The sequence below is a fragment of the Halorubrum sp. SS7 genome (assembly GCF_005435055.1).
Lineage (GTDB): Archaea > Halobacteriota > Halobacteria > Halobacteriales > Haloferacaceae > Halorubrum > Halorubrum salinarum.
Map to the genome: position 1 here is coordinate 74,949 of NZ_SGXV01000008.1, position 21,192 is coordinate 96,140.

General features: G+C 72.8%; 20 protein-coding genes. 13 read left to right on the forward strand and 7 right to left on the reverse strand.

All coding sequences use genetic code 11. From position 1 onward, the window contains the following. The first annotated feature begins 33 nt into the window (after positions 1-33). The 7 genes from EXE44_RS10005 to EXE44_RS10030 all read left to right on the forward strand — a co-directional run bounded on the left by EXE44_RS10005 (position 34) and on the right by EXE44_RS10030 (position 6,602). Positions 34-1,743 carry a SipW-dependent-type signal peptide-containing protein gene (locus tag EXE44_RS10005; protein ID WP_137717015.1) on the forward strand — a complete coding sequence of 570 codons (1,710 nt, stop codon included), beginning with the start codon at positions 34-36 and terminating at the stop codon, positions 1,741-1,743. 203 nt (positions 1,744-1,946) lie between these two features. Further along, positions 1,947-2,729, forward strand: coding sequence for a hypothetical protein (locus EXE44_RS10010; RefSeq protein ID WP_137717016.1), 783 nt, complete (start codon positions 1,947-1,949; stop codon positions 2,727-2,729). Continuing rightward, on the forward strand, positions 2,726-3,829 hold the full coding sequence (locus tag EXE44_RS10015) for a hypothetical protein (RefSeq protein WP_137717017.1): 1,104 nt from the start codon (positions 2,726-2,728) through the stop codon (positions 3,827-3,829). Before EXE44_RS10010 ends, EXE44_RS10015 begins: the two co-directional genes overlap by 4 nt. Beyond that, positions 3,829-4,851, forward strand: a complete 1,023-nt coding sequence (locus EXE44_RS10020) for a signal peptidase I (RefSeq protein ID WP_137717018.1) — start codon at positions 3,829-3,831, stop codon at positions 4,849-4,851. Before EXE44_RS10015 ends, EXE44_RS10020 begins: the two co-directional genes overlap by 1 nt. Continuing rightward, positions 4,848-5,555 (forward strand): hypothetical protein, encoded by a 708-nt coding sequence (locus EXE44_RS10025; protein ID WP_137717019.1) that lies wholly within the window; start codon positions 4,848-4,850, stop codon positions 5,553-5,555. The genes EXE44_RS10020 and EXE44_RS10025 overlap by 4 nt, the downstream gene beginning before the upstream one ends. Further along, positions 5,552-5,716, forward strand: coding sequence for a hypothetical protein (locus tag EXE44_RS20215; protein WP_158293446.1), 165 nt, complete (start codon positions 5,552-5,554; stop codon positions 5,714-5,716). The genes EXE44_RS10025 and EXE44_RS20215 overlap by 4 nt, the downstream gene beginning before the upstream one ends. A gap of 88 nt (positions 5,717-5,804) precedes the next feature. Further along, positions 5,805-6,602 (forward strand): ZIP family metal transporter, encoded by a 798-nt coding sequence (locus EXE44_RS10030; RefSeq protein ID WP_137717020.1) that lies wholly within the window; start codon positions 5,805-5,807, stop codon positions 6,600-6,602. Between the two features lie 416 nt (positions 6,603-7,018). Here EXE44_RS10030 and thiD read toward each other — a convergent pair whose 3' ends face one another. After that, positions 7,019-7,861 carry a bifunctional hydroxymethylpyrimidine kinase/phosphomethylpyrimidine kinase gene (gene thiD / locus EXE44_RS10035; protein WP_137717021.1) on the reverse strand — a complete coding sequence of 281 codons (843 nt, stop codon included), beginning with the start codon at positions 7,859-7,861 and terminating at the stop codon, positions 7,019-7,021. 111 nt (positions 7,862-7,972) lie between these two features. Between thiD and EXE44_RS10040 the strand changes: the two genes are divergently transcribed. Further along, entirely contained in the window at positions 7,973-8,632 is a 660-nt protein-coding gene (locus tag EXE44_RS10040) for a DsbA family protein (RefSeq protein ID WP_137717022.1), read from the forward strand. 43 nt (positions 8,633-8,675) lie between these two features. On the opposite strand, the gene EXE44_RS10045 is transcribed toward EXE44_RS10040, so the two are convergent. From EXE44_RS10045 to EXE44_RS10060, 4 genes are all read right to left on the reverse strand, one after another. Beyond that, positions 8,676-9,536: a phosphatase PAP2 family protein gene (locus tag EXE44_RS10045; RefSeq protein ID WP_137717023.1), complete on the reverse strand. Its 861-nt coding sequence runs from the start codon at positions 9,534-9,536 to the stop codon at positions 8,676-8,678. After that, positions 9,533-11,401, reverse strand: coding sequence for an ABC transporter substrate-binding protein (locus EXE44_RS10050; RefSeq protein WP_137717024.1), 1,869 nt, complete (start codon positions 11,399-11,401; stop codon positions 9,533-9,535). The genes EXE44_RS10045 and EXE44_RS10050 overlap by 4 nt, the downstream gene beginning before the upstream one ends. A 107-nt stretch (positions 11,402-11,508) precedes the next feature. Further along, on the reverse strand, positions 11,509-12,702 hold the full coding sequence (locus EXE44_RS10055) for a hypothetical protein (RefSeq protein ID WP_137717025.1): 1,194 nt from the start codon (positions 12,700-12,702) through the stop codon (positions 11,509-11,511). A gap of 82 nt (positions 12,703-12,784) precedes the next feature. Continuing rightward, positions 12,785-13,087: a hypothetical protein gene (locus EXE44_RS10060; RefSeq protein ID WP_137717026.1), complete on the reverse strand. Its 303-nt coding sequence runs from the start codon at positions 13,085-13,087 to the stop codon at positions 12,785-12,787. Between the two features lie 114 nt (positions 13,088-13,201). On the opposite strand from EXE44_RS10060, the gene EXE44_RS10065 reads away from it, so the two are divergent. Both EXE44_RS10065 and EXE44_RS10070 read left to right on the forward strand, forming a co-directional pair. After that, positions 13,202-13,633 carry an HIT family protein gene (locus EXE44_RS10065; RefSeq protein ID WP_137717027.1) on the forward strand — a complete coding sequence of 144 codons (432 nt, stop codon included), beginning with the start codon at positions 13,202-13,204 and terminating at the stop codon, positions 13,631-13,633. Between the two features lie 80 nt (positions 13,634-13,713). Continuing rightward, positions 13,714-14,532 (forward strand): CpsD/CapB family tyrosine-protein kinase, encoded by an 819-nt coding sequence (locus tag EXE44_RS10070; protein ID WP_137717028.1) that lies wholly within the window; start codon positions 13,714-13,716, stop codon positions 14,530-14,532. Between the two features lie 24 nt (positions 14,533-14,556). Here EXE44_RS10070 and EXE44_RS10075 read toward each other — a convergent pair whose 3' ends face one another. Next, positions 14,557-15,078, reverse strand: a complete 522-nt coding sequence (locus tag EXE44_RS10075) for a hypothetical protein (RefSeq protein WP_137717029.1) — start codon at positions 15,076-15,078, stop codon at positions 14,557-14,559. Positions 15,079-15,241: 163 nt separating this feature from the next. On the opposite strand from EXE44_RS10075, the gene EXE44_RS10080 reads away from it, so the two are divergent. Continuing rightward, positions 15,242-16,246, forward strand: a complete 1,005-nt coding sequence (locus EXE44_RS10080; protein ID WP_137717030.1) for a transcription initiation factor IIB family protein — start codon at positions 15,242-15,244, stop codon at positions 16,244-16,246. 337 nt (positions 16,247-16,583) lie between these two features. Here EXE44_RS10080 and EXE44_RS10085 read toward each other — a convergent pair whose 3' ends face one another. Then, the gene (locus EXE44_RS10085) at positions 16,584-17,429 is read right to left on the reverse strand and encodes a DUF6293 family protein (RefSeq protein WP_137717031.1); all 846 of its coding nucleotides are present in this window, start codon (positions 17,427-17,429) and stop codon (positions 16,584-16,586) included. 128 nt (positions 17,430-17,557) lie between these two features. Here EXE44_RS10085 and EXE44_RS10090 point away from each other — a divergent pair, with 128 nt between their 5' ends. Beyond that, a complete protein-coding gene (locus tag EXE44_RS10090; RefSeq protein ID WP_137717032.1) occupies positions 17,558-19,207 on the forward strand; it encodes a GTPBP1 family GTP-binding protein in 1,650 nt (549 codons plus the stop codon). Between the two features lie 221 nt (positions 19,208-19,428). Continuing rightward, a complete protein-coding gene (locus EXE44_RS10095) occupies positions 19,429-21,081 on the forward strand; it encodes an ABC transporter substrate-binding protein (RefSeq protein ID WP_137717033.1) in 1,653 nt (550 codons plus the stop codon). The last annotated feature ends 111 nt before the right edge of the window (positions 21,082-21,192 follow it).

Below are 21,192 nucleotides of genomic sequence, written 5' to 3' on the forward strand. Positions count from 1 at the left end.
CGTCGGTGGGACTCCCTTCGGGGAATCACAATCATGAACGACAAGGAAAACATCGACACGATCGGACTCTCGCGGCGCACCGTCCTGGCCGGCCTCGGCGCGGTCGGGATCGCCTCCGCGGGCGCGGGCCTCGGCACCACCGCGTACTTCAACGACACCGAGTCGTTCGAGGGCAACCAGCTGACCGCCGGGCAGCTCGACCTGCTCGTCGACTGGCAACAGACCTACGACTTCGGCGAGGGCCACCAGTTCGTCAGCGCGCACCCGGACCACGACGGCGACGGCGAGCAGTCGATCGAGATCGACGGCACGGTCTACAAGTACAGCGACTTCCCGGACGAGGAGGACGAGGACAGCAACGGCGCGAACATCCCGGTGCTGGACTGCGAGACCATCCCGCCGCTCTCGGAGGCGGACTTCGGCACCGACCCCGTCACGGGCGAGGACATGGACACGCTGGTCCGGCTCACCGACGTGAAGCCCGGCGACTCCGGCGAGATCACCTTCTCGCTCCACCTCTGTGACAACCCCGGCTACATCTGGATGCAGGCGGGCAACATCTCCGAGTCCGGCGGCGCCGGCACCGAGCCGGAGCTCATCGTCGACCCGGACAACATGGGCGACCTCGGCGACGCGATCAACGCGCGGCTCTGGTACGACGAGGACTGCGACAACGTCTACGACGCCGCGCGGCCGGTCGACATCATGCTGACGCTCGACTTCTCGGGCTCGATGCTGTACAACCAGTACGGCGGCGTGGTCAGCAGCGACCCGATCACGATCAATGGGACGACCTACAACGAGACGACGAAGATCGACCTCGTCGAGCTCGGCACCCGGCAGTTCATCGACTTCCTCCAGAACGCGGGCGCCGACGCGCAGGTGGGCGTGGCGTACTTCGACGGCGAAGGCAGCAACGACACCCAGCCCCGGACCGGCATCCTCGAACCCCTGACCAGCAATCTCTCGGACGTCGACAACGCGCTGTCGAACCTCCGGCAGAAGCTGGCGGACGTGGTGACCGGCCCCGAGCCCTCGTTGCCGGGTACCAACGACGGCAACCCCAACCCGTTCTCGAACGCGAGCGGCATCGCGACGGGCACCTACATCGGTGAGGGCGTCGACGACGCGCAGGCCGAGATCGACGCGAACGGCCGCGCGAGCGCCGACAAGCGCAACATCGTCCTCTCGGACGGCCAGTCGTTCAACGGGACCGGCAGCACCCAGTTCTCCTCGCCCATCGACGCGGCCGACGACGCCCGCGCGGCGTCGCCGAGCCCGGCGACCGAGGTGTACACGATCAACGTGAACGGCAGCGCCAGCACGCTCCTCGCGATGGCCGGCCCCGCCGGCGGCGCGGGCGGCGACCCGGTGTTCTTCAACGACCTCGACGACCCGCTGAACATCCCGACGGTGTTCGGGAACCTCGCGGCGCAGGCCACGCAGGAGAAGGTCATCATGGACGACACCCTCGCGAACGTTCTCGCCGCGCTGGCGGACGGGGACGGCGTCCCGCTCGACGGCAACCGCTCGACGCTGTACGACGAGCTCAGCGACGCCCCCGACGACGCGGACCGCGACGCGTTCCGCGGCGACGGCGTGATGCACTGCGTCGCGCTCTCGTGGGAGCTCCCCTTCGACGTGGGCAACGAGATCCAGGGCGACACGCTCGGCTTCGACCTAGGCTTCTACACCGAACAGGAGCGCCACAACGACGGCGCCGGGCCGTCGGCGGCGGCCTGATCCGGCGGTTCGGACCCCGCCGCGGCGCCGTCGAGCGAGACCGACCGACGGGCGAGCGGATCGAGCGACCGCGGGCGGGTACGGTACCCGTACCGTCGGGGTACGGAGCCCCGGCCGCACGGGTAGGACGCGCATACATACGAGCACAGTGAGAGTAGGGAGGGTATCGACGACACGGCCGTTCGGAGCCGCGACGACAGATAATGACACAGAAGGAATCAGGACTGACGCGGCGGGAGGCACTCGCGGGCGCCGGAGCCGTCGGCTTCGCCGCCCTCGGGGCCGCCTCCGGTCGACCGACGGGCACGGACAGCTGGGGTGAGTACACGGATTACACCTACGCGCAGACCGACCGGCCGTGGGACCTGCTCGTCGGCTGGCGGCGCACGGAGAACGGGACGGTCGTCGATTCGAGCCCGACCGACGCCGAAGACGACGTCGAGGCGGCCGGAATCCGTCTCGTCGACGTCGACAACGCCCTCCCGCACGACACCGGGACCGCGAGCGTGGGGCTCCGCTTGGAGGACCCCGCGGGCGCGGCGCCCGACGGCGTCCGGGTGTGGCTGAAGATAGACCCGTCCCTCGACGGCTCGGACGCCGCGAGCCGCGCGCTCGCAGAGCGCATTCGGCTAGAGGTCCGGTACGACACCGGCCTCCTCGGCGTCGGGGCGTGCGCGGGCGCCGAGAGCGACTTCGCCGGCTACGGCGAGCTGATCGCCGCCGGCACGCTCGCGGAACTCAGCGCCGACCCGGTGGCGACGGGGATCGAACTCGACCCCACGCTGCTCGGGAACGGCTGCCTCACGACCGAGGAGCGCCGCTGTCTGACCTTCGCCTGGGAGTTCGACGGCGAGGGCGGCAACGCCGGACAGGGCGGCGCCGTCGACTTCGACGTGCGGTTCGCCGCCGACGACTGCTCGGCCGAGGGGAACCCCTTCGCGATGAGCGACGTGAGCGACGGCGACGCCACCGAGGTGGGACAATGACCCCCGGAGGCGACGGTGGACGGCGCCCGAGCGGGCTGAGCCGCCGCCGGCTGCTCGCCGGGATCGGCGGCGTCGGCGCGGTCGGGATGGCGAGCGGGATCGGCACGGGCGCGTACCTCTCGGACCGCGAGACGTTCCCGAGCAACGTCTTCGGCGCCGGCGAGGTCGGGCTGACGGTCGACGGCGACCCCACGAGCGGGACCGTCACCGTCGGGCCGCTCGCGGTCGACCGGACCACGTTCGACGACCGCCCCGCCCCCGAGCGGTTCGAGGTGGGGGCGTCGGCGAACCCCGTGCGGGTGTGGCTCGCGACGGAGTGTCCGGACGGCGACCGGCTCGGGAACGCCCTGGAGGTCGAGATCGTCGTCGACGGCGCGTCGGTGACGGGGGGCTACCGCCCCCTCGCGGCGGTCGAGCGCGACCTCGCGACCGGGGTGCGGATCGACGACGGCTGCCTCGACCCGGACGGCGGCCCGATCGTCGTCGAGGTCGCCCCGTACCTCCCGGCGGACTCGCCCGACGTGGGCGGGGAGGCGACGGACCTGACCTTCCGGCTCTACGCCGAGCAGTGCCGCCACGTCTCGGAGGAGCAGGCGAACGCGCCGGAGGCGAACCCCTTCGCGGGCGTCGTTTGCGAGCCGACGTGCGTCCCCTGCGAGGACGAGAACGGCGTCAAGATCGGATCGCTCACGCTCCGGTACCTCGGTGACGACCCGGCGACCGTCGTCGTCGTCGCCACGGGCGGCGGCCGCGGCGGCGTGGGCGCGGGCGGGACGACGGTGTTCGACGCCGAGGTGGCGCCGAACGAGACCTTCGTGGTCGACGGGAGCGCCTCCCCGACCAACGGCGACCCGAACTGGATCGGCCCGAACATCCGTCTCGACGACGGCAGCGGAGCCGGCGGCGACAACGGAGGCGGAAGCAACGGGAACGGGAACGGGAACGGCGGCAACGGTGGCGGTCAGGACCGCACGGGCGTCGACATCCACACGAGCTGTTCGGTTCCGCTCCGGGTCGGCGACGTCTACGGCGGGCTGTACGAGATCGTCGCGGCCGCGACCACGGACGGCGAGCCGCTGTGCGGCTCGGAGGCGAACTGATGACCAAACTACTCACATCACCACGGACGAAGCGCGCGGCGAACGTACTCGGGATCGTCCTGCTGATCGCGGTCGTCGCGCCGTTCGCGGTGTTCGCGGTCCCCGAGGTCGTCGGCGCCGACGAGAGCTTCGTGGTGCTCACGGCGAGCATGACGCCCGCCATCGCGCCGGGCGACGTGGTCATCGTCGCCGAGCGCGACCCGACCGCGATCGCCGAGGGCGACGTGATCACGTTCGTCCGCGGCACGAGCGACGTGCCGGTGACGCATCGGGTGATCGGCGTGAGCGGCGAGGGAGCGGCGCTCGCGTTCGAGACGATGGGCGACGCCAACGAGGGGCCGGATCCGGGGCTCGTCCCGGCCGGGAACCTCGTCGGCGTGGTGACGCTGACGATCCCGTGGATCGGCTACGTGATCCAGTTCGCGGGCACGCGCGCCGGGTTCGTCGCGCTGGTCATGCTCCCCTTCGGCCTGCTCGCGGCCACCGAGGTCTGGTCGATCGTCCGCGAGCGCGGCGAGCCCGGAGGACAGGCCCCGGCGACCGTCGATCCGGCCGAGTCGACCGACGGAGCGGGCGCCGAGGTAGCGGCCGAGACCGCCACCGACGCCGAGTCCGCCTCGACTGCCGAGGCCGCGGGCGGGTCCGGCGGCGTCTCGGTGGACGCGGTCGGGGGCGCGGCGGCGGTGCTGGCCGCGGTCACCCCGTACGCGGTCTACGTCGCGTTCGAGCTGCGCACCGCCGTCGCCATCGCGGTGGCGGTCGCGGCCGCGACGCTCCTGCTGGGCGCGCTCGCGGCGTGGATCCCGGCGAGCGGCGTCCTCGACCGGAGCGGTCCGAGCGCGGCGGAGACCGACGCGCCGGCCGCGGCCGCCGACGGCGGCGTGTCCGAGACCGACGGGGGCGCTGACGCGCCGGCGACCGACGCCGGCGAGCCCGACACCGACGCGATCGACGACCCGGATCGGGAGATTCCCGCGACGACGCCTGCGCCGGCGGACGGCGCCGCGGAGGCGGACAGATGACCGCGAACCGCGGGCTCGTCGCGCTCGTCGCCCTCGCCGTGTTGGTGTGGGGCGTCGCGTTCGCCGGAGGGGCTACAATCGCTGTCCTCACCGCGAACGCCACCGTGACGACGACGTTCGAGACGCCGGACGAACTCCGGCAGATAGACGAGTCCGCCGGCGAGGGATTCGCCGTCGCGGCCGTCGCGAACGGAACGACCGAGGTGAACGGAACCACCCCGACAGCGACCGCCGCCGGACCGGGCGGGAACGTCTCGGCGCCCGCAGGCGGCAACGTCTCGGCGCCTCCCGACGATAACGCCTCGGCACCGACCGACGGAAACGTCTCGGATCCCGCCGGTGAGAACGTCTCGGCGCCCGCAGACGGCAACGTCTCGGCACCGACCGAGGGCAACACGTCGAGCCCGACCGAAACGGAACCGGCCACCGACGGCAACGCCTCGGCGCCAGACGGTGACGGCGCTTCGGCGCCCGCCGACGGCAACGCGTCGAGCCCGACCGAAACGGGGACGGAACCGCCGGAGACCGGTGAACAGTCGACAAACGAGTCGAGCCCGAGCGAAACGGCCACGGAACCGTCGGAGACGGGCGAACCGTCGACGAACGAGTCGAGCGGCGCGGAGAACTCGACGGCGGTCTCGGCCCCGGCGAACGCGGTCGACGCCGATCTGCGGCCCGCGTCCGACCGGCCGAACGGCACGTGATCATGGACGCGCCGATCGGCTCGCAGCAGTCCGGAGAGGGGCGCGGGAGGAGTCCGTGCCTGCGAGGATCGGGGTTCGGCAGCAAACTCACCACGCTGCTGCTTTTCGTCGCGCTGGTGCTGCTCGCGTTCCTCGTCGGCCTGATCCGCGGCCTCGGGTGATCGGACCGGGCCCGGCGGGCGACAGATTCCCGGATCGTGGGGGCGTCCCGCGGAATTATCACCGGGAGCGTCGTAGCCGCGACACGGAATGGTCGCTATCGACGCCTACGCGTTCGTGTTCGTCGCCGGACTGATCACGGCGCTGGCGACCGGGATCGGCGCGCTCCCGTTCTTCTTCTTCGAGACGATCAGCGACCGCGGGAACGTGGCGCTGTGGGGCTTCGCGTCGGGGATCATGCTCGCGGCGTCGCTGTTCGGCCTCGTCCAGGAGGGGCTCGCGGAGGGGACCGTCGTCGAAATCGGTGTCGGGATGCTGGCGGGGGTCGTCCTCGTCGTCCTCGCCCACGAGGTGCTGCTGGACGCCGACATCGACCCGCGGGAGTACGCCGAGGCGGACTTCAAGAAGCTGATCCTGATCCTCGGCGTGCTGACGGTCCACAGCTTCCCCGAGGGGATCGCGGTCGGCGTCTCCTTCGCCGACCTCGGGCTCGAGGGCGGCACCGCGCTGTTCGGCTTCACCGTCCCGCTGTTGGCCGTGTTCATGACCGTCGCCATCTCGATCCACAACGTTCCCGAGGGGACGGCCATCTCGATCCCGCTGCGGTCGATGGGCGTCTCGAAGTGGAAGATGGTGTGGTGGTCGGTGTTCTCCAGCCTCCCGCAGCCGATCGGGGCGGTGATCGCGTTCGCGTTCGTGCGGTACGCCCGCGAGGTCCTCCCGTACGGCTTCGGCTTCGCGGCGGGCGCGATGATCTACCTCGTGCTCACCGAGTTCGTCCCCGAGGCGCTCGAAACGGGCGCCGACCTCCCGCGGGGCGGCAAACCGGTCCTCGTCGGGGGGATCGCGCTCGGCGTCGCGCTGATGGTCCCGCTGGCGTACTTATAAACGGTCGACGGGAGCGGCGAAGAACGTTTATAAATGCCAATGCGGTGGCGCGTGCCTCCGAGTGGCCGCCGGAGGCGGCCGCGAGGAGCACGCGCGAGGGACGCCGCGAACGCCCGAAGGGCGTGAGCGGCGAGGCTGGGGAGGTGTGAGGTGCGGTGCTGTGCGGTGCGGGGTGGGGCTCAAAGGGGCAGCCGCGAGGACGGCGCAGGCGACGTAAGCACCGCAACGAGGGAGCGAACGAAGTAAGCGACTGAGTGAGGAGCACAGCGAGCGTGCGCCGTCCTCGCGGCTGGGGCTTTGGGGGTGTTCGCCACCGATCTCCTCGAAACTGTTTATAAATAAGGGGCTGGGTCTTCGGAGGGATTCTCCGCCGATCCACAGGCGACTATTTATAAACAACAACCCGATTCGACGACTCACTCCGCGCCCAGCACGGTCGGGTTGACCGCGCCGGGCCCCTCGCCCACGTCGTAGCCGCGCCGGACCGCCTCGGTCATCCCCTCGACCGCGGCCTCGACCGCATCGCGAACCGATTCGCCCCGCGCCAGCCGCGCCGCGATCGCGCTCGACAGCGCGCAGCCGGAGCCGTGCGTCGCCGCGGTGTCGATCCGCGGCGTCTCGAAGCGGTCGACCGCGGGACCGGACTCGCCCTCCCCCTCAGCGCGGACGAGCGTGTCGACGACGGCGTCGTCGCCGGCCTTCCCGCCCGTCAGGTGTCCGCCCTTCACCAGCGCCGCCTCCGCGCCGAGCGCGACCAGCTCGCGCCCGGCCGCCTCGGCGTCGGCGGGCGTCTCGACCGGGTCGCCGGTCAGCACCGCGGCCTCGTCCGCGTTCGGCGTGACGAGCGTCGCGGCCGCGACCAGGCCCTCGTAGGCCGCCTCGGCCGCGGGCGAGAGCAGGCGGTCGCCGGTCGCCGCGACCATCACGGGGTCGACGACGAGGGGAACGTCGGCGTCCGCGACCGCCTCGGTCACCGCCTCGACGATCTCGGCGGTCGCGAGCATCCCCGTCTTGACCGCGCGCACGTCGAAGTCGTCGGCGATCGCCGCGTACTGGGCCGCGACGTGGTCGGCCGGGAGCGGGTTCACGTCCTCGACGCCGCGGGTGTTCTGGGCGGTCGTCGCCGTCACGACCGATGTCCCGAAGACGCCGTGGGCGGTCATCGCGGTCAGGTCGGCCTGGATCCCCGCGCCGCCGCCGCTGTCGCTGCCGGCGACCGTCAGCGCGACCGGGGGGTCGACCGGGTCGTACTCGGGCATACGCGGTGGTACAACTTAGTGATATTAATTGGTGGTGATTCGGTCGTGCGCGTTCGGACGGCGCCTGCCGTCGCCGAACGACCTTTTCGGCTCCGCGGCGTACCGGTGGGCATGGCAACCGACTCCGACGCCGCGACCGGCGCCGACGAGCGCGAGGCGATCACCGTCTACTCCGACTACGTCTGTCCGTTCTGCTACCTCGGGCGGCGGTCGCTCTCGCGGTATCAGGAGGCGCGCGAGGAGCCGCTCGCGATCGACTGGCACCCGTTCGACCTCCGCGCCGGGCAGCGCGGGCCGGACGGCGAGATCGACCACGACGCCGACACCGGGAAAGACGACGAGTACTACGAGCAGGCCCGCGAGAACGTCCGGCGGCTCCAGGAGGAGTACGGCGCCGACGAGATGGAGCTCGAACTCGCGACCGAGGTCGACTCGCTGCCCGCGCAGGTCGTCTCGGTCCGCGTGCGCGAGACCGCGCCGGACGCGTGGCTCGCGTTCGACGAGGCCGTCTTCGACGCGCTGTGGCTGGAGGGCCGGGACATCGGCGACCGCGACGTGCTGGCCGACATCGCGGCGGACGTCGACGGGCTCGACGCGGGCGTCGTCGACGAGGCGCTCGGCGACGACGACCTCCGCGAGCGCGTGACCGACATGTTCGACGCCGCGCGGCGGCGGGGCGTCACCGGCGTCCCGACGTTCGCGTACGACGGCCACGCCGCCCGGGGCGCGGTCCCGCCGGAACAGCTCGAACGGCTCGTCGAGGGCGTCTGATCGGGGCGGGAGCGCCGCGCCGACGGGACGCCGAGACCGGCGGTCAGTCGCCCGCGCCGGCTTCGGACCGCTCCTCGGCCGCGTCGCGCCGCGACTCGACGGGGTCGCTCGGCGGGTCCACGAGCCGGTACGCGAGCGCGACGCAGCCGAACGCGAGCGCGAACCCGGCGACGACGTCGGTGAGCCAGTGGATCCCGAGGTACATCGTCGCGACGACGACCGACAGCGAGAGCGGGACCGCCAGCGGCGTCCACCGCGGGAACGCCTCGCGGGTCAGGACCGCGAACGTCCCCACGGTGACCGCCAGCGACGTGTGGAGCGACGGGAAGACGTTCGTGTTCACGTTCACCTCGCTCGCGAGGAGCATCACGTCGGGCTGGTTGGTGAAGAGGAGCGGCGTCACCATGTCGGGCATCACGTTCCGTGGCCCGTAGGCGAACACGAGCGTGTACAGCGCCAGCCCGATCCCGTAGTTGAGCGCGTAGGCGACGAGGAGCCGCCTGAGCGCCGTCGTCCGGGGGAGCGCGAGGTACGCGATCACCGGGAACGAGAGGAGGAAGGCGTAGCCGTACACGTACACCCACGAGAAGTACGCGGTCAGCGCGGGGGTCGCGAACGTCGCCTGGACCCACGCGACGAACCCGCCCTCCAGCGCGTAGATGAGCGCCGTCGCCTGAACGCCGAACAGCCTGGAGACGGTCTGGAGCGAGCCCCGGCCGACGGCGCTGGCGAGCAGCACCACGCAGAGGAGCGCGATCGCCCGACGGGCGTCCCAGATCCGGTCGCGGAGCCCGCGCCACGCCGCCCGGAGCCGGGCGGGACCGACCACCGCGAGCGACGCGGCGGCGAGCATCGCCCCGACCCACGCGACGACCGACGCGACGACCGAGAGGAACGGCGTCATTGGCCCCGGGAGAGCAGCCGCCCCTCGTCGTCGAAGCGATACCCGATCCCGCGGAACGCCTCGCGGGCGGCCGCGACATCCAGCGACCCGTCGTCGTCGAAGAACGGGTGGACCGGGTCGCGCCCGTCGTCCCACGCGAGCGACGACGGCACCGCGTCGGGCGACGCCGCCAGCGGCGACGCGGCCGCCTTCGCGTACCCGTCGAACGCCTCGTCGACGAGCGCGGCCTTGTCGATCAGCCGGGCGACGACCGCCCGGAAGCGGGGGTTCGACAGCGGGCTCCGCCGGGTGTTGTAGCCGACGTGGTAGAACGCCGCCGACCGACCGCTCACGAGCCTGGCGGCGTCCGAGCGGCCGATCCGCGGGACGGACGCCGGGCCGAGGTTCGCGGCGGTCGCGTCCGCGAGCCCCTCGGCGACCGCCTCCACGGCCGAGATGTCCGACGGCAGCACCTCGACGCGGAGCCGGTCGAAGGCCGGCTTCCCGTGGTACCGCGGCGGGATCCCCGCGCGGGGGGCCGCCGTCTCGTCGTCGGCGTCCGGCGCCGGGCGGACGAGGAAGTGGTCGGGGTTCCGCTCGAAGACGACCGACTCCTCCGCGGTCGCCTCGACGAAGCGGAGCGGACCGCTCCCGACCGGGTCGGGGTTGTTCGAGACCACCGCCTCCGTCGTCTCGAAGTCGAACTCGAAGCCGGCGATCGTCGCCGCCTCGGTCCGGTCGGCCCAGACGTGTTCCGGGAGGACCGGCACCTGGAGCGCCCGGGCGGCGACCCGGTCGTTGACGTCGGGCAGCGTGAGCCGGACGGTCGCGTCGTCGAGGGCGCGCTCGTCCTCGACGAGGGAGCTCCGCCCGCGGAACCGCGGCGTCGGCACCGGGGTCTCGACGCTCCCCAGCGAGGTGTCGCGGAGGAACCGGTAGGTGAACGCGACGTCGTCCGCCGTCACGGGCTCGCCGTCGTGCCACCGGGCGTCGCGGAGCGTGACGTCAACGGCGGTCGCGTCGACCCGCTCCCAGTCGGCCGCCAGCCACGGGACGATCGACCCCTCGTCCGCGCGGACTAGCGGGTCGTACAGGAGCCCGGTGAACGTGCCGTGCCGCCGGAACTCGGCCGCGATCGGGTTCCAGTTCTGCGTGATCCGGTCGTCGGTCGTCACGAGCCGGAGCACGCGCTCGGACTCGTCGTCGGCGTCCGCGGCCGTCGCGTTGCCGCCGCTCGCGTCGCCGTCGCCGGCCGATTCGTCCTCCGGGGGCGCGCGGTCGAGGCCGAGCAGTCCGGAGACCGACACCGGCTGGCGGTCCTCCGTCCAGCCCTCGAAGCGGTTCTCCTGGACGGCGGTGAGGGCGTCGGGGAACGCGACGACGGAGAACGGCTGGAGGTCGCACACCGTCTCCTGGAGCGCGGCGACGGCGTCGCTCCGTTCGCCGGCGGTCGCTCGGCGCTGTCGCTCCAGCAGGTCGTCGACCGCGATCTCCGTGAGCCCGAAGGGGTTCTGCCACCCCGGCTCGGCGACGAACCGCGAGTGGGTCAGCCCGTACAGCGCGTCCGGGTCGAAGGGGTCCGTCTCCACGAACTGCCCGACGTAGACGTCGAAGTTCTGGTTTATCAGCACCTTCCGCCAGAGGTCGGTCTGTCCGACGGTGTTGAGTCGGACGTCGACGCCGACGGCGGTCAGGTGCTCTTCGAGCTGTCTCACGATGCGGATGCCGTTCGGGTCCGCGTCCGCGGGCGTGGTGTTGATCTCTAAGGTCAGCTGCGAGTGGGGGTCCCGTCCGGCGATGTTCTCCGTGCGACCGAGACAGCCGGCGCTGGCGGCCGCGAGGCCGAGTCCGGTGAGCGCGGCTCGTCGGCTGATCGGTCGCGCCATCGGTTCGTCTCCCCCTGTTTTCCGCCACCGGATATATCTCTTCTGTGCTGTCGGCGCGCCGAGAGGTTCGTCGGAACCGGCGGTCGCCGCGAGCGTCCGTTCCGCCCTCAGATCAGGTCCGCCAGCGGGAGCGCCAGGCCGACGGCCCAGGCCAGCAGTCCGGCGACGGCGACGGGTCGGTCGGCCGTCGCCCGCCCGACCGCGACCACGGCGAGCGCGGCCAGCAGCGCCACCCGGTGGACGATGAGGTCGGGCGGAACGGTCACCCCGAGCGCCGCGAAGTCGGCGAGGAAACCGGCGCCGAGGCCGACGACGACGGCCGCGGCGGCGGCCGCGGGATCGGAGCGCGGCGCGCGCCAGGCGACCAGGGCGGGCAGCCCGGCCGCGAGGACGAGGTACAGCGGGGCCGCGATGGCCTTCGGCGACACGGCCGGGAACGCCGTCTCCAGCGCCACGCCCGCGACGCGGACGCCGACGAGGAGGGCGCCGAGCGCGACCCCGAGCGTCGCGGCCGCGGCGTGTCGCCGCGCGTCGGTCCGCAGTCGGCCGAGGAGGTCGACGGCCGCCTCGCGGGTGCGCCGGCGGAGCAGCGCCCCGGCGAGCGCCGCGGTCGCCGCCAGCTCGATCACGGAGAGCCAGCCGTCGCTGCGCCCGCCGTCGATGCCGCGGTACTCGCGGCGCACGTCGGTCGCGCGGCCCGACTCGATGAAGTCGTCCTCCAGCCGCGTCGCGGGCGCGTCGATGTCGGGGACCGTGTGGCGGAGCCGGAACCAGTCGTAGTACTCCTCGTGGGCCTGGATCGCGGTGTAGGCGCCGTCGGGCGACTCGTACGCGCGGAGGTGGTCGCGGACGCCGAGGTACCGCCCGTCGTGGAGCTCGAACGTCTCGGCGAGCCACGCGCCGCCGTCCGGGCCCTCGACGTAGGAGTAGCGGAGCGAGCTGCGGGCGTCCCGCCAGTCGCGGCCGACGACCTCGCGGAGCTGGTCGTCGTCGCCGGCGGTCGCCGCGGCCTCGTCCGGGGGCGTCGCCTCCCAGTCGGTGCTCGGGTCGCCCTCGATGGCGGCCCGGGTCGCCTCGGCGTCGGCGTGGAAGACGACGTTGATCGCGAGGGTCCGCCCCTCGACCGTCCGGCTCCGGCTCGTGTACGGCCAGAGCCGGTAGTCGCCGTCGACCTCGATGAGCCGGTCGTCCGCGACGTCGTCCGCCTGCGGCTCCTCGGCGACGCCCGCGAAGACTCCTGAGAGGGCGAGCCCGACCCCGACGACGACGAGGAGCGCGACGACCGCGCCGGCCCGGTTCATGCGCCGCACCACAGCGCCGGAGAACAAACCAGTTCGGGTGGGGCGCGGCGCGACCGCCCGGGCGCCTCGCGGCCCGCGGCGCTCACCACGTCTCGACGAACCCGTCGCGGACGTCCTCCGCGCAGCCCTCGCAGTCGGGGTGCCCGGACTCGAAGCAGGCGGGACGCCCCTCGTCGTCGACCGGCACGGTCCGGCGCTCGGCGTGGCGGCGGCAGACGACCCGGGCGCGCCCGGCGTCGTCGGTCGGGAGGTCGAACCGCGCCGCGGCGGCCGCGCTGCCCTCCGGGTCGTCGCGACCCTCGGCGTAGGCGCGTTTGGCCTCCTCGAACTGCTTGCCCGCCTTCCGGAGCTGCTGGCGGATGACGCGTTCGAGCCGGTCGTCCATACCGCCCGTTTCGGCGCGGCGGATATAGGTCCGTTGGCGGCGCGGAGCGGGTGGACCGCCCCACGCCCGCCGCCGCGGGAAACCTTGATGAGAGCGCCGAGCGATCGGTCGGTCATGTCCGACGACTGTATCTTCTGTTCGATCGTCGCCGGCGACATCCCGGCGCGGACCGTCCACGAGACCGACTCGGTGCTGGCGTTCCTCGACGCGAACCCGCTCGCGCGCGGCCACACGCTGGTGATCCCCAAGTCGCACGCCCAGCACGTCGGCGACCTCGACGCCGACCTCGCGAGCGACCTGTTCGACGCGGTCGCGGCGCTCACGCCCCGGGTCGAGGAGGCGGTCGACGCCGACGGCGCCAACGTCGGCGTCAACGACGGCGAGGCGGCCGGCCAGGAGGTCCCGCACGTCCACGTCCACGTCGTCCCCCGGTTCGAGGGCGACGGCGGCGCGCCGATCCACGCGGTCGCCGGGGCCCGGCCCGACCTCTCGGACGACGAGCTCGACGCCGTCGCCGACGAGGTCGCGGCCGCGATAGCGGAGTGAGGGGACGAGCCGGGGCGCGGTTCGCCGGACCGCGGCCCGGCTTCGCGATTTTTACAAGCGACCTCCGGCGAGGCCGGCGTATGAACGCGACGACGCTCGCGCTCGTCGGGGCGACCGGCGGCGCGGGGACGACGCGGACCGCTGTCGAGCTGGCGGCGATGGGCGCGCGCGACGGGGCCGAGGTCGCGGTCGTCGACGCCGCGTTCACCACGCAGGGGCTCTCCGAGTACGTGACCGGGCGGATCGACCCCGACCTCACCGCGCTCCTCACCGACGACCCGGACGCGGCGCTGTCGGCGGCGGCGTACCCGATCGCCGGCGCCGGTTCGGCCGCCGGGCGTCCCGGGGTCGGCGACTCCGGCGAGGACGAGGGGGACGCGACTGACCTCCCCGGGCGCGTCGACGCGGTGCCGGCACGGGCCCCCTTCGAGCGGGTCGCGCGGGCGAAGACGGCGGAGGCGGCCCGGAAGCTGGAGCGGCGCATCGACGAGGCGGCGACGACGTACGACGCGGTGGTCGTCGACGCCGCGCCGGTCGGGTCGAACGAGGCGGTCGCGGCCGCGACGACCGCCGACCGCGCGGTCGCGGTCAGGCCGGCGACGGCCCACGGGCGCGACGCGGCCCAGCGGCTCCGCGGGCGCGTCGCCGACGTTGGCGGGGGCCTCGACGCGACGCTCGCCGTCGAACGGGCGGGATCTGGGGACGGCGAGGACGACGAGAGCGAGTCCGGCGTCGTCCGCGTGCCGGCGACCGACCCGGACGTGGCGGCCGCGCCGACGGCGGCGACGGGGGACGGCGCGTACGCGCGAGCGATCGCGACCGCCTACGAGGCGGCGTTCGACGCGTCGCTCGGCGTGGAGTTCCCGGATCCGGGGCTCGTCGAGCGGTTCACGCCCTGAGACGAGTTGAAGAAGAGCCGCGGTTCAGCGGAGCCCGTCGGTGGAGCCGAGCGCGTCGCCGAGTGGGTCGTCGGCGCCGAGGCCGTCGCCGAGGGGCGCCGACCCGGCGACCTGCGCGTCGACCGCCTCCGCGAGGGGCTCGACGGGGTCGTGGGTCTCGACGTACGTCGCCAGCGCGAAGTCCGCCTCGTCGCCGCCGGCGAGTTCGACGGCCTCGCTGCGCGGGGTCCGGCCGGTGAGCCAGTCGCGGACCACGTCGCGGCCGGTCGGCGAGAGCGGGCAGACGCCGGCGACGCCGCACCGGTGGAGCGCCTTCGCGGCGGTCATCGGGGAGACGCCCGCCTCGCGGGCCGCGTCGCCGACGCTCCGGCCGGCGGTGTAGGCGTCGACGAGCGTGGCGGTCGCCTCGGGCGTACACGGGAGCGCGTCGGCGTGGGCCGACAGGCGGTCGACGAGCGGCGTCTCCGTGTCGTCCGCGAGGGCCACGCCCCGATCGCGCTGGCGGGAGGTGACCTCGACCCCCGCCGCGATCTCCGACAGCGTCATGCGAGGCGATGGCGCGGGCGGCGGGTTAAAACCACCGTACTGCGGCGCCGTCGGCCGCGCGATCACCGACCGGTAACCGGTCGGTTAGTCGGCGCCGATCCGGCCGATCGACCGCCGATTCGCCCGGGTTTAAGTAAGGCATCGGGCCGGAGTTCGACGTGTGATGAGTGACGCACGCTCCACCCGCGTTCGTTCGCCCCGGACCGAGACCGACGACGCCGCGACGACGGACCGCGCGGCGACCGCCGACCGCGCCGCCGTCGCGGAGCGGAGCCCGACCGGCGACGAGAGCCGGACGGCCGACGAGGCCGGCGACCGCGAGACGTGTCCGGAGTGCGGCGGCCGCACGCGCGTCGAGGACGCGGAGCGCGTCTGCGCCGACTGCGGGCTCGTCGTCGAGGCCGACCGGATCGACCACGGCCCCGAGTGGCGGTCGTTCGACGACGAGGACACGGACCCGAAGCGCACCGGCGCGCCGCTGACGCGGTCGCGGCACGACCGCGGCCTCTCGACGGAGATCGGTCGGTCGACGAAGGTGAAGGGCCGCAAGCGCCGGCGGCTCGCCCGGATGCGGACCCAGCACAACCGCGCGCAGATCTCGACGAAGCGCGACCGCAACAAGGTGTACGCCTACACCGAGATCCGCCGGCTCACCGGCGTCTTGGAGCTGCCCGACAGCGTCCGCGACAGCGCCTGCGCGCTGTTCGACTCCGCGCAGGAGGAGAGCCTGCTCCGCGGGCGCTCGCTGGAGGGGTTCGCCGCGGCCTGCGTCTACGTCGCCTGCCGCACCGCCGACGTGGCCCGCACGGTCGGCGAGGTGTGCGCCGAGGCGAAGGCGACGGAGGCCGAGCACCGGGCCGCCTTCGACGCGATGAACCGCGAGCTCGGCCTCCCCATCGCGCCGAGCGGCCCGGCGGAGTACCTCCCGCGGTTCGCCAGCGACCTCGGCTGCGACCCGGCCGTCGAGCGCCGCGCCGGCGAGCTGGCCGAGCGCGCCGTCGAGGAGGGGATCGCGAACGGCCGCAACCCGGTCGGCGTCGCGGCCGCCTGCCTCTACACCGCGGCCCGCGAGCTCGACGCCGAGTGTACCCAGCAGGAGGCCGCCGACGCGGCCGGCGTGACGCCGGTGACCGTCCGGCGGACGTACGTCGACCTGACGGAGGAGTGAGGGCGCGGCGGAGAACGGCGACGGCGGCGCCGTCGCCTCGTGACGATCCGTCGGACGGCCGCGGCGGCGTCAGCGGGGACCGTCGCCGACCGGACGCCGGCGGCGACCGGCCGCCGCCGGTTGGGGGGCGGCGACCGACCGCTGATAGCGGACAGGCGGTGTGGAGGGCAGGGAGGGCGCCCCGACCGCCCGGCGGGCGTCACGCAACTAAATCGAAGTGCGGGGGACAATTCTACGTTAGCCGTCGACAGTACGGATGGACCGAACAACGCGGTCGAATCGGACCGGTCACGTCGTGCGTGTCGAAGTCACCGTTCGGGGAGCGAGCGCGGCCCAGTCACCCGTCGATCTTGTGTTTGAACGCGAAGAAGACGCGGCGACCGATCTCGGTGAGCCGGACGGTGTCCGACCGGCCGATGTCCTCCAACTCGACGTAGCCGCGCTCGCGCAGCGGCGAGAGCACGTGCGTCTCCAGCGCGCGGTACTTCGCGGTCCGGCTCTCGCCGGCCTCGCGCAGGAACGTGAGGTCGCGCTCGCGCGCCCACTCGATCAGGTTCCACTTGTCGGTGGTGACGTTCTCCTCGGCGCGCTCGTGGAGCCGGCCGAGGACGGCCACCTGGTCGGTGGTGGGCGCGTCCATCGGGTAAATCGGCAGGTCGACGGTGCGGGCGACGCCCTCGGTGAGCGGCTCCGCGCGCCGGTCGTGCCGGTGGCGCTCGGGCTCGACGCTGTACGGGCGCGCGCCGACGATCATACACGCCAGCGCGACGCCGACCGCGGCGATCCGCGGGCCGGTCGAGACGTTCCCGAAGAGGCGGTCGCCGTCCTCGGCGCCCGCGCGGTGGCGGGCGGCGACCGTCGTCGTCACGCCGAGCACGTCGTACACGTCGGCGAGCGCGACGGGGATCGGTCGGACCTCCGCGAACTCGGCGGCGGCCGTCCACGCCTCGCGCTGGTAGTCGGTGAGCCCGTCGGGGTCGACGCGCGCGTCCGCGGGGTCGGCGGCGCCGGCCGCGTCGAAGTCCACGTCGCCGCGGTCCCCGTCTCGGTCGGGGGCGTCGACGAGGAGGTAGGCGACGTCGGCGCCGTGGCGCCGGAGGGGTTCGACGATCCGGTCGCGCTCGTAGCCGAGCGGGACCACGTGGACGCGGCGTTCGGCGACGCTGGGGACCGAGGTGTCCATACCGTCGTTGTCCGCGGCGGTCGGTTAAATAGCTCGCCGGAGCGCTCCCGACCGATCGGGGGCGATCACGTGTCGTGGGGGCACGTACCACGAAAACCGTTAAGCCCGGCCCTCGCATACGAGCGGACATGAGCGCTGACCGGTCCGCCCTCAGGCGGGCCATCGAGCGCGGCGAGCGGGACGGCGGCGCGATCGAGTTCAAGGAGCGGCTGACGCGGGAGGTCCACCTTGCGGACGGGCGCATGGAGTCGCTCGTGGCCCAGCTCCGCCACCGCGTCCTCTCCGGGGACGGCGAGGCGACCTACGTCCTCGGCGTGACCGACGACGGGGGACTCGCCGGGATATCCCCGGAGGCCTTCTCCGAGACGATGGACGTGCTCTCCCTCCTGGCCGACGAGGCGGACGCCCACATCGCCGACGCCGAGACGTGGAGCGCCGGCGACGGCGGCGACGGCGACGAGGCGGGGCTCGTCGGCCTCGCGACGCTCCGCGACGGCGGCGTGTTCGAGGCCGACGAGGACCACCTCGTGGTCGGCACCGCGGGCCACGTCGACCACGGGAAGTCGACGCTGGTCGGCACGCTGGTCACCGGGCGCGCCGACGACGGCGAGGGCGGGACGCGCGGCTTCCTCGACGTCCAGCCCCACGAGGTCGAGCGCGGCCTCTCGGCGGACCTCTCGTACGCCGTGTACGGGTTCGCCGACGACGCCGACGAGCCGGTGCGGATGGACAACCCGAACCGGAAGGCCGACCGCGCCGGCGTCGTCGAGGCGGCCGACCGCCTCGTCTCCTTCGTCGACACCGTCGGGCACGAGCCGTGGCTCCGGACGACGATCCGCGGGCTGGTGGGACAGAAGCTCGACTACGGGCTCTTAGTCGTCGCCGCCGACGACGGCCCGACGAAGACGACCCGCGAGCACCTCGGGATCCTCCTCGCCACCGAGCTGCCGACCGTCGTCGCGGTCACGAAGGCGGACGCCGTGAGCGACGACCGGCTCGCCGAGGTGGAGCGCGAGGTCGAGTCGATGCTGCGCGACGCCGGGCAGACGCCGCTGCTCGTCGGCCGGCACGGGGTCGACACCGCGGTCGCGGAGGTGGGCGACGGCGTCGTCCCCCTGCTGCGGACCAGCGCGGTGACGAAGGACGGGATCGAGACGCTCGACCGCCTGTTCGAGCGGCTGCCGAAGCGGGCGACGCCCGACCGCGAGACGTTCCGGATGTACGTCGACCGCAGCTACAAGGTGACGGGGGTGGGCGCGGTGGCGTCGGGCACGGTGAACTCGGGGACCGTCGAGACCGGCGACGAGCTCCTGCTCGGTCCCATGCCCGACGGCTCCTTCCGCGAGGTCGAGGCGCGGTCGATCGAGATGCACTACCACCGGGTCGACAAGGCGACCGCCGGGCGGATCGTCGGCATCGCGCTGAAGGGCGTCGACGAGGCCGAGATCGAACGCGGGATGGCCCTGGTCCCCCGCGACGCGGAGCCGGACCCGGTCCGCGAGTTCGACGCCGAGGTGATGGTGCTCAACCACCCGACCCGGATCCAAGAGGGGTACGAGCCCGTGGTCCACCTCGAGACCGTCTCCGAGGCGGCGGCGTTCTTCCCGGAGGAGGGCCGCCTGCTCCCGGGGGACACGGGCGAGGCGCGCGTCCGCTTCAAGTTCCGCCCGTACCTGATCGAGGAGGGGCAGCGGTTCGTCTTCCGCGAGGGGTCGAGCAAGGGGGTCGGGACCGTGACGGACACCGGCGGCGACGGGCCGTCGTCGGGCGGGCGCTGAGCGGCGCCGATCGCGCTGCGCGCGAGGGACGGACGCCTCGACCGAGGCGTTCGGCCGCGCGGACCGACCGGCGTGGTTCGGATCCCGGCAGTCGTTTCTTCCTGATTCGGACGACGTTCGCGGGGAAGAATACGCACAAAATGATGACGAATCGACCGGAGCTGACCGTATGGGCAGGACGACCCAAAATACTTATTAGAGTGAAACAAGAGGACGGGTGTATGCGTCGACAACGCACACAACGAATTTCGCGACGAAAGGTCCTCGCCGGCAGCGCGGCCGGCACCTCGCTCCTGCTCGCCGGGTGTGCCGGCGGCGGAGACGGCGGCGACGGGTCCGGCGGCGACGGCAGTGACGGATCCGACGGCAGCGACGGGTCCGACGGCGGCGACGGCGGCGACGGCGGTAGCGCCCCGACCCTGTACTTCGCGCAGGCGAAGGGCCCGCTCGACATGGACCCCGTGGTCATGAACGACGTGCCGTCCGCGCAGATCGCCGGGCGGATCTTCGACGGCCTCTACGAGTACGGCGACGGCGTCAGCCTGGAGCCGAAGATCGCCGCGGACATGCCCACCGTCGAGCGCGACGGCACGCGGTTCATCGTCCCGATCCGCGAGGACGCCCAGTTCCAGAACGGCGACCCGGTCACCGCCGAGGACGTCGTTCACACGATGATGGCGCCCATCGAGGAGGAGACGCAGAACGCCTCCGAGGTGGACATGATCGACACCGGCGAGGTCGTCGACGAGACCACCGCGCAGTTCGACCTCAAGTACCCGTACGGCGCGTTCACGATCGCCATGGCGCGGAGCGTCGTCAACGCCTCCGTCCGCCAGGAGGACACCGAGGCGTACAACATGGACCCGGTCACCTCCGGGCCGTTCAAGCTCAGCGAGTGGGAGCCGGAGAGCTACGCGACGCTCGAACGGTGGGACGACTACTGGGACAGCGATAACCTGCCGGAGATCGGTACGGTCGAGTTCGAGCCGATCGTCGAGCAGACGACGCGCGTCACCGAGCTCGAGACCGGAAACGTCGACATCATCGAGTCGATCCCGCCGCAGCTGTACGAGACGGTCGAGGCGAACCAGAGCGCGACGCTGACCGAGGAGCCGGGCATCGGGTACTTCTACCTCGCGTTCAACTGCGGCGAGGGACCGACGAGCGACCCGCTCGTCCGCGAGGCAGTCGACTACTGCGTCTCGATGGACCAGGCGGTCGAGAACTTCGTCGAGCCGGCCGGCGTCCGTCAGAACAGCCCGTTCCCGTCCTCGATCTCCGAGGAGTGGGACTTCCCGACCGACGAGTGGTCCGACATCCAGCACGAGCAGGACCTCGAGGAGGCGCAGGCGCTGTTCGAGGAGGCCGGCGTCCCGATGGACTACAACTGGCGGATCATCGTGCCGCCGGACGACAAGCGCGAACAGATCGGCATCTCCATCGGCGACGGGCTCCAGAACGCTGGCTTCCAGAACGTCGAAGTCCAGCGCCTCGACTGGGGCACCTTCCTCGACGCGTACGTCACCGGCAACGAGGACGACTACAACATGTACACCCTCGGTTGGTCCGGCTCGCCGGACCCGGACACGTTCGCGTACAACCTGCTGAGCAAGGAGACGGAGGGCGTGACGAACGGGACGTTCCACGACTACGAGGAGGCCTCGCAGAAGCTGACGCAGGCCCGCGAGTCGGCCGACCGCGAGGAGCGGCGGCAGCTCTACATCGAGGCGACGACCTCGCTGCTCGAGGGGCGCGTCCACCTCCCGGCGTACAACCTGAACAACTCCTACGGCGTGCGCAACGTCGTGGAGGGCTTCAGCTCGCACCCGATCTCGACGGAGATTCAGCTGGACGGCGTCACCGTGACCCGGTAATCGGGCGCGCCGACCGAGAGATCGGGTCCACGGAGCGACCCCGAGCGGTCCGCGCCCGGGTCGGAATCGAGTCGTAAACGCGGCCCTTCCGGGCGGTCGGCGACGGGGCCG

Bases quoted from the DNA above. Each gene is read 5' to 3' on its own strand.
- EXE44_RS10070 (WP_137717028.1), top strand. From the start codon at position 13,714: ATGAACGCGACGACGCTCGCGCTCGTCGGGGCGACCGGCGGCGCGGGG.
- EXE44_RS10030 (WP_137717020.1), top strand. From the start codon at position 5,805: ATGGTCGCTATCGACGCCTACGCGTTCGTGTTCGTCGCCGGACTGATC.
- EXE44_RS10045 (WP_137717023.1), bottom strand. From the start codon at position 9,536: ATGACGCCGTTCCTCTCGGTCGTCGCGTCGGTCGTCGCGTGGGTCGGG.
- EXE44_RS10075 (WP_137717029.1), bottom strand. From the start codon at position 15,078: ATGACGCTGTCGGAGATCGCGGCGGGGGTCGAGGTCACCTCCCGCCAG.
- EXE44_RS10015 (WP_137717017.1), top strand. From the start codon at position 2,726: ATGACCCCCGGAGGCGACGGTGGACGGCGCCCGAGCGGGCTGAGCCGC.
- EXE44_RS10050 (WP_137717024.1), bottom strand. From the start codon at position 11,401: ATGGCGCGACCGATCAGCCGACGAGCCGCGCTCACCGGACTCGGCCTC.
- EXE44_RS10095 (WP_137717033.1), top strand. From the start codon at position 19,429: ATGCGTCGACAACGCACACAACGAATTTCGCGACGAAAGGTCCTCGCC.
- EXE44_RS10090 (WP_137717032.1), top strand. From the start codon at position 17,558: ATGAGCGCTGACCGGTCCGCCCTCAGGCGGGCCATCGAGCGCGGCGAG.
- thiD (WP_137717021.1), bottom strand. From the start codon at position 7,861: ATGCCCGAGTACGACCCGGTCGACCCCCCGGTCGCGCTGACGGTCGCC.
- EXE44_RS10065 (WP_137717027.1), top strand. From the start codon at position 13,202: ATGTCCGACGACTGTATCTTCTGTTCGATCGTCGCCGGCGACATCCCG.
- EXE44_RS10010 (WP_137717016.1), top strand. From the start codon at position 1,947: ATGACACAGAAGGAATCAGGACTGACGCGGCGGGAGGCACTCGCGGGC.
- EXE44_RS10060 (WP_137717026.1), bottom strand. From the start codon at position 13,087: ATGGACGACCGGCTCGAACGCGTCATCCGCCAGCAGCTCCGGAAGGCG.
- EXE44_RS10005 (WP_137717015.1), top strand. From the start codon at position 34: ATGAACGACAAGGAAAACATCGACACGATCGGACTCTCGCGGCGCACC.
- EXE44_RS10040 (WP_137717022.1), top strand. From the start codon at position 7,973: ATGGCAACCGACTCCGACGCCGCGACCGGCGCCGACGAGCGCGAGGCG.
- EXE44_RS10020 (WP_137717018.1), top strand. From the start codon at position 3,829: ATGACCAAACTACTCACATCACCACGGACGAAGCGCGCGGCGAACGTA.
- EXE44_RS10080 (WP_137717030.1), top strand. From the start codon at position 15,242: ATGAGTGACGCACGCTCCACCCGCGTTCGTTCGCCCCGGACCGAGACC.
- EXE44_RS10025 (WP_137717019.1), top strand. From the start codon at position 4,848: ATGACCGCGAACCGCGGGCTCGTCGCGCTCGTCGCCCTCGCCGTGTTG.
- EXE44_RS10055 (WP_137717025.1), bottom strand. From the start codon at position 12,702: ATGAACCGGGCCGGCGCGGTCGTCGCGCTCCTCGTCGTCGTCGGGGTC.
- EXE44_RS10085 (WP_137717031.1), bottom strand. From the start codon at position 17,429: ATGGACACCTCGGTCCCCAGCGTCGCCGAACGCCGCGTCCACGTGGTC.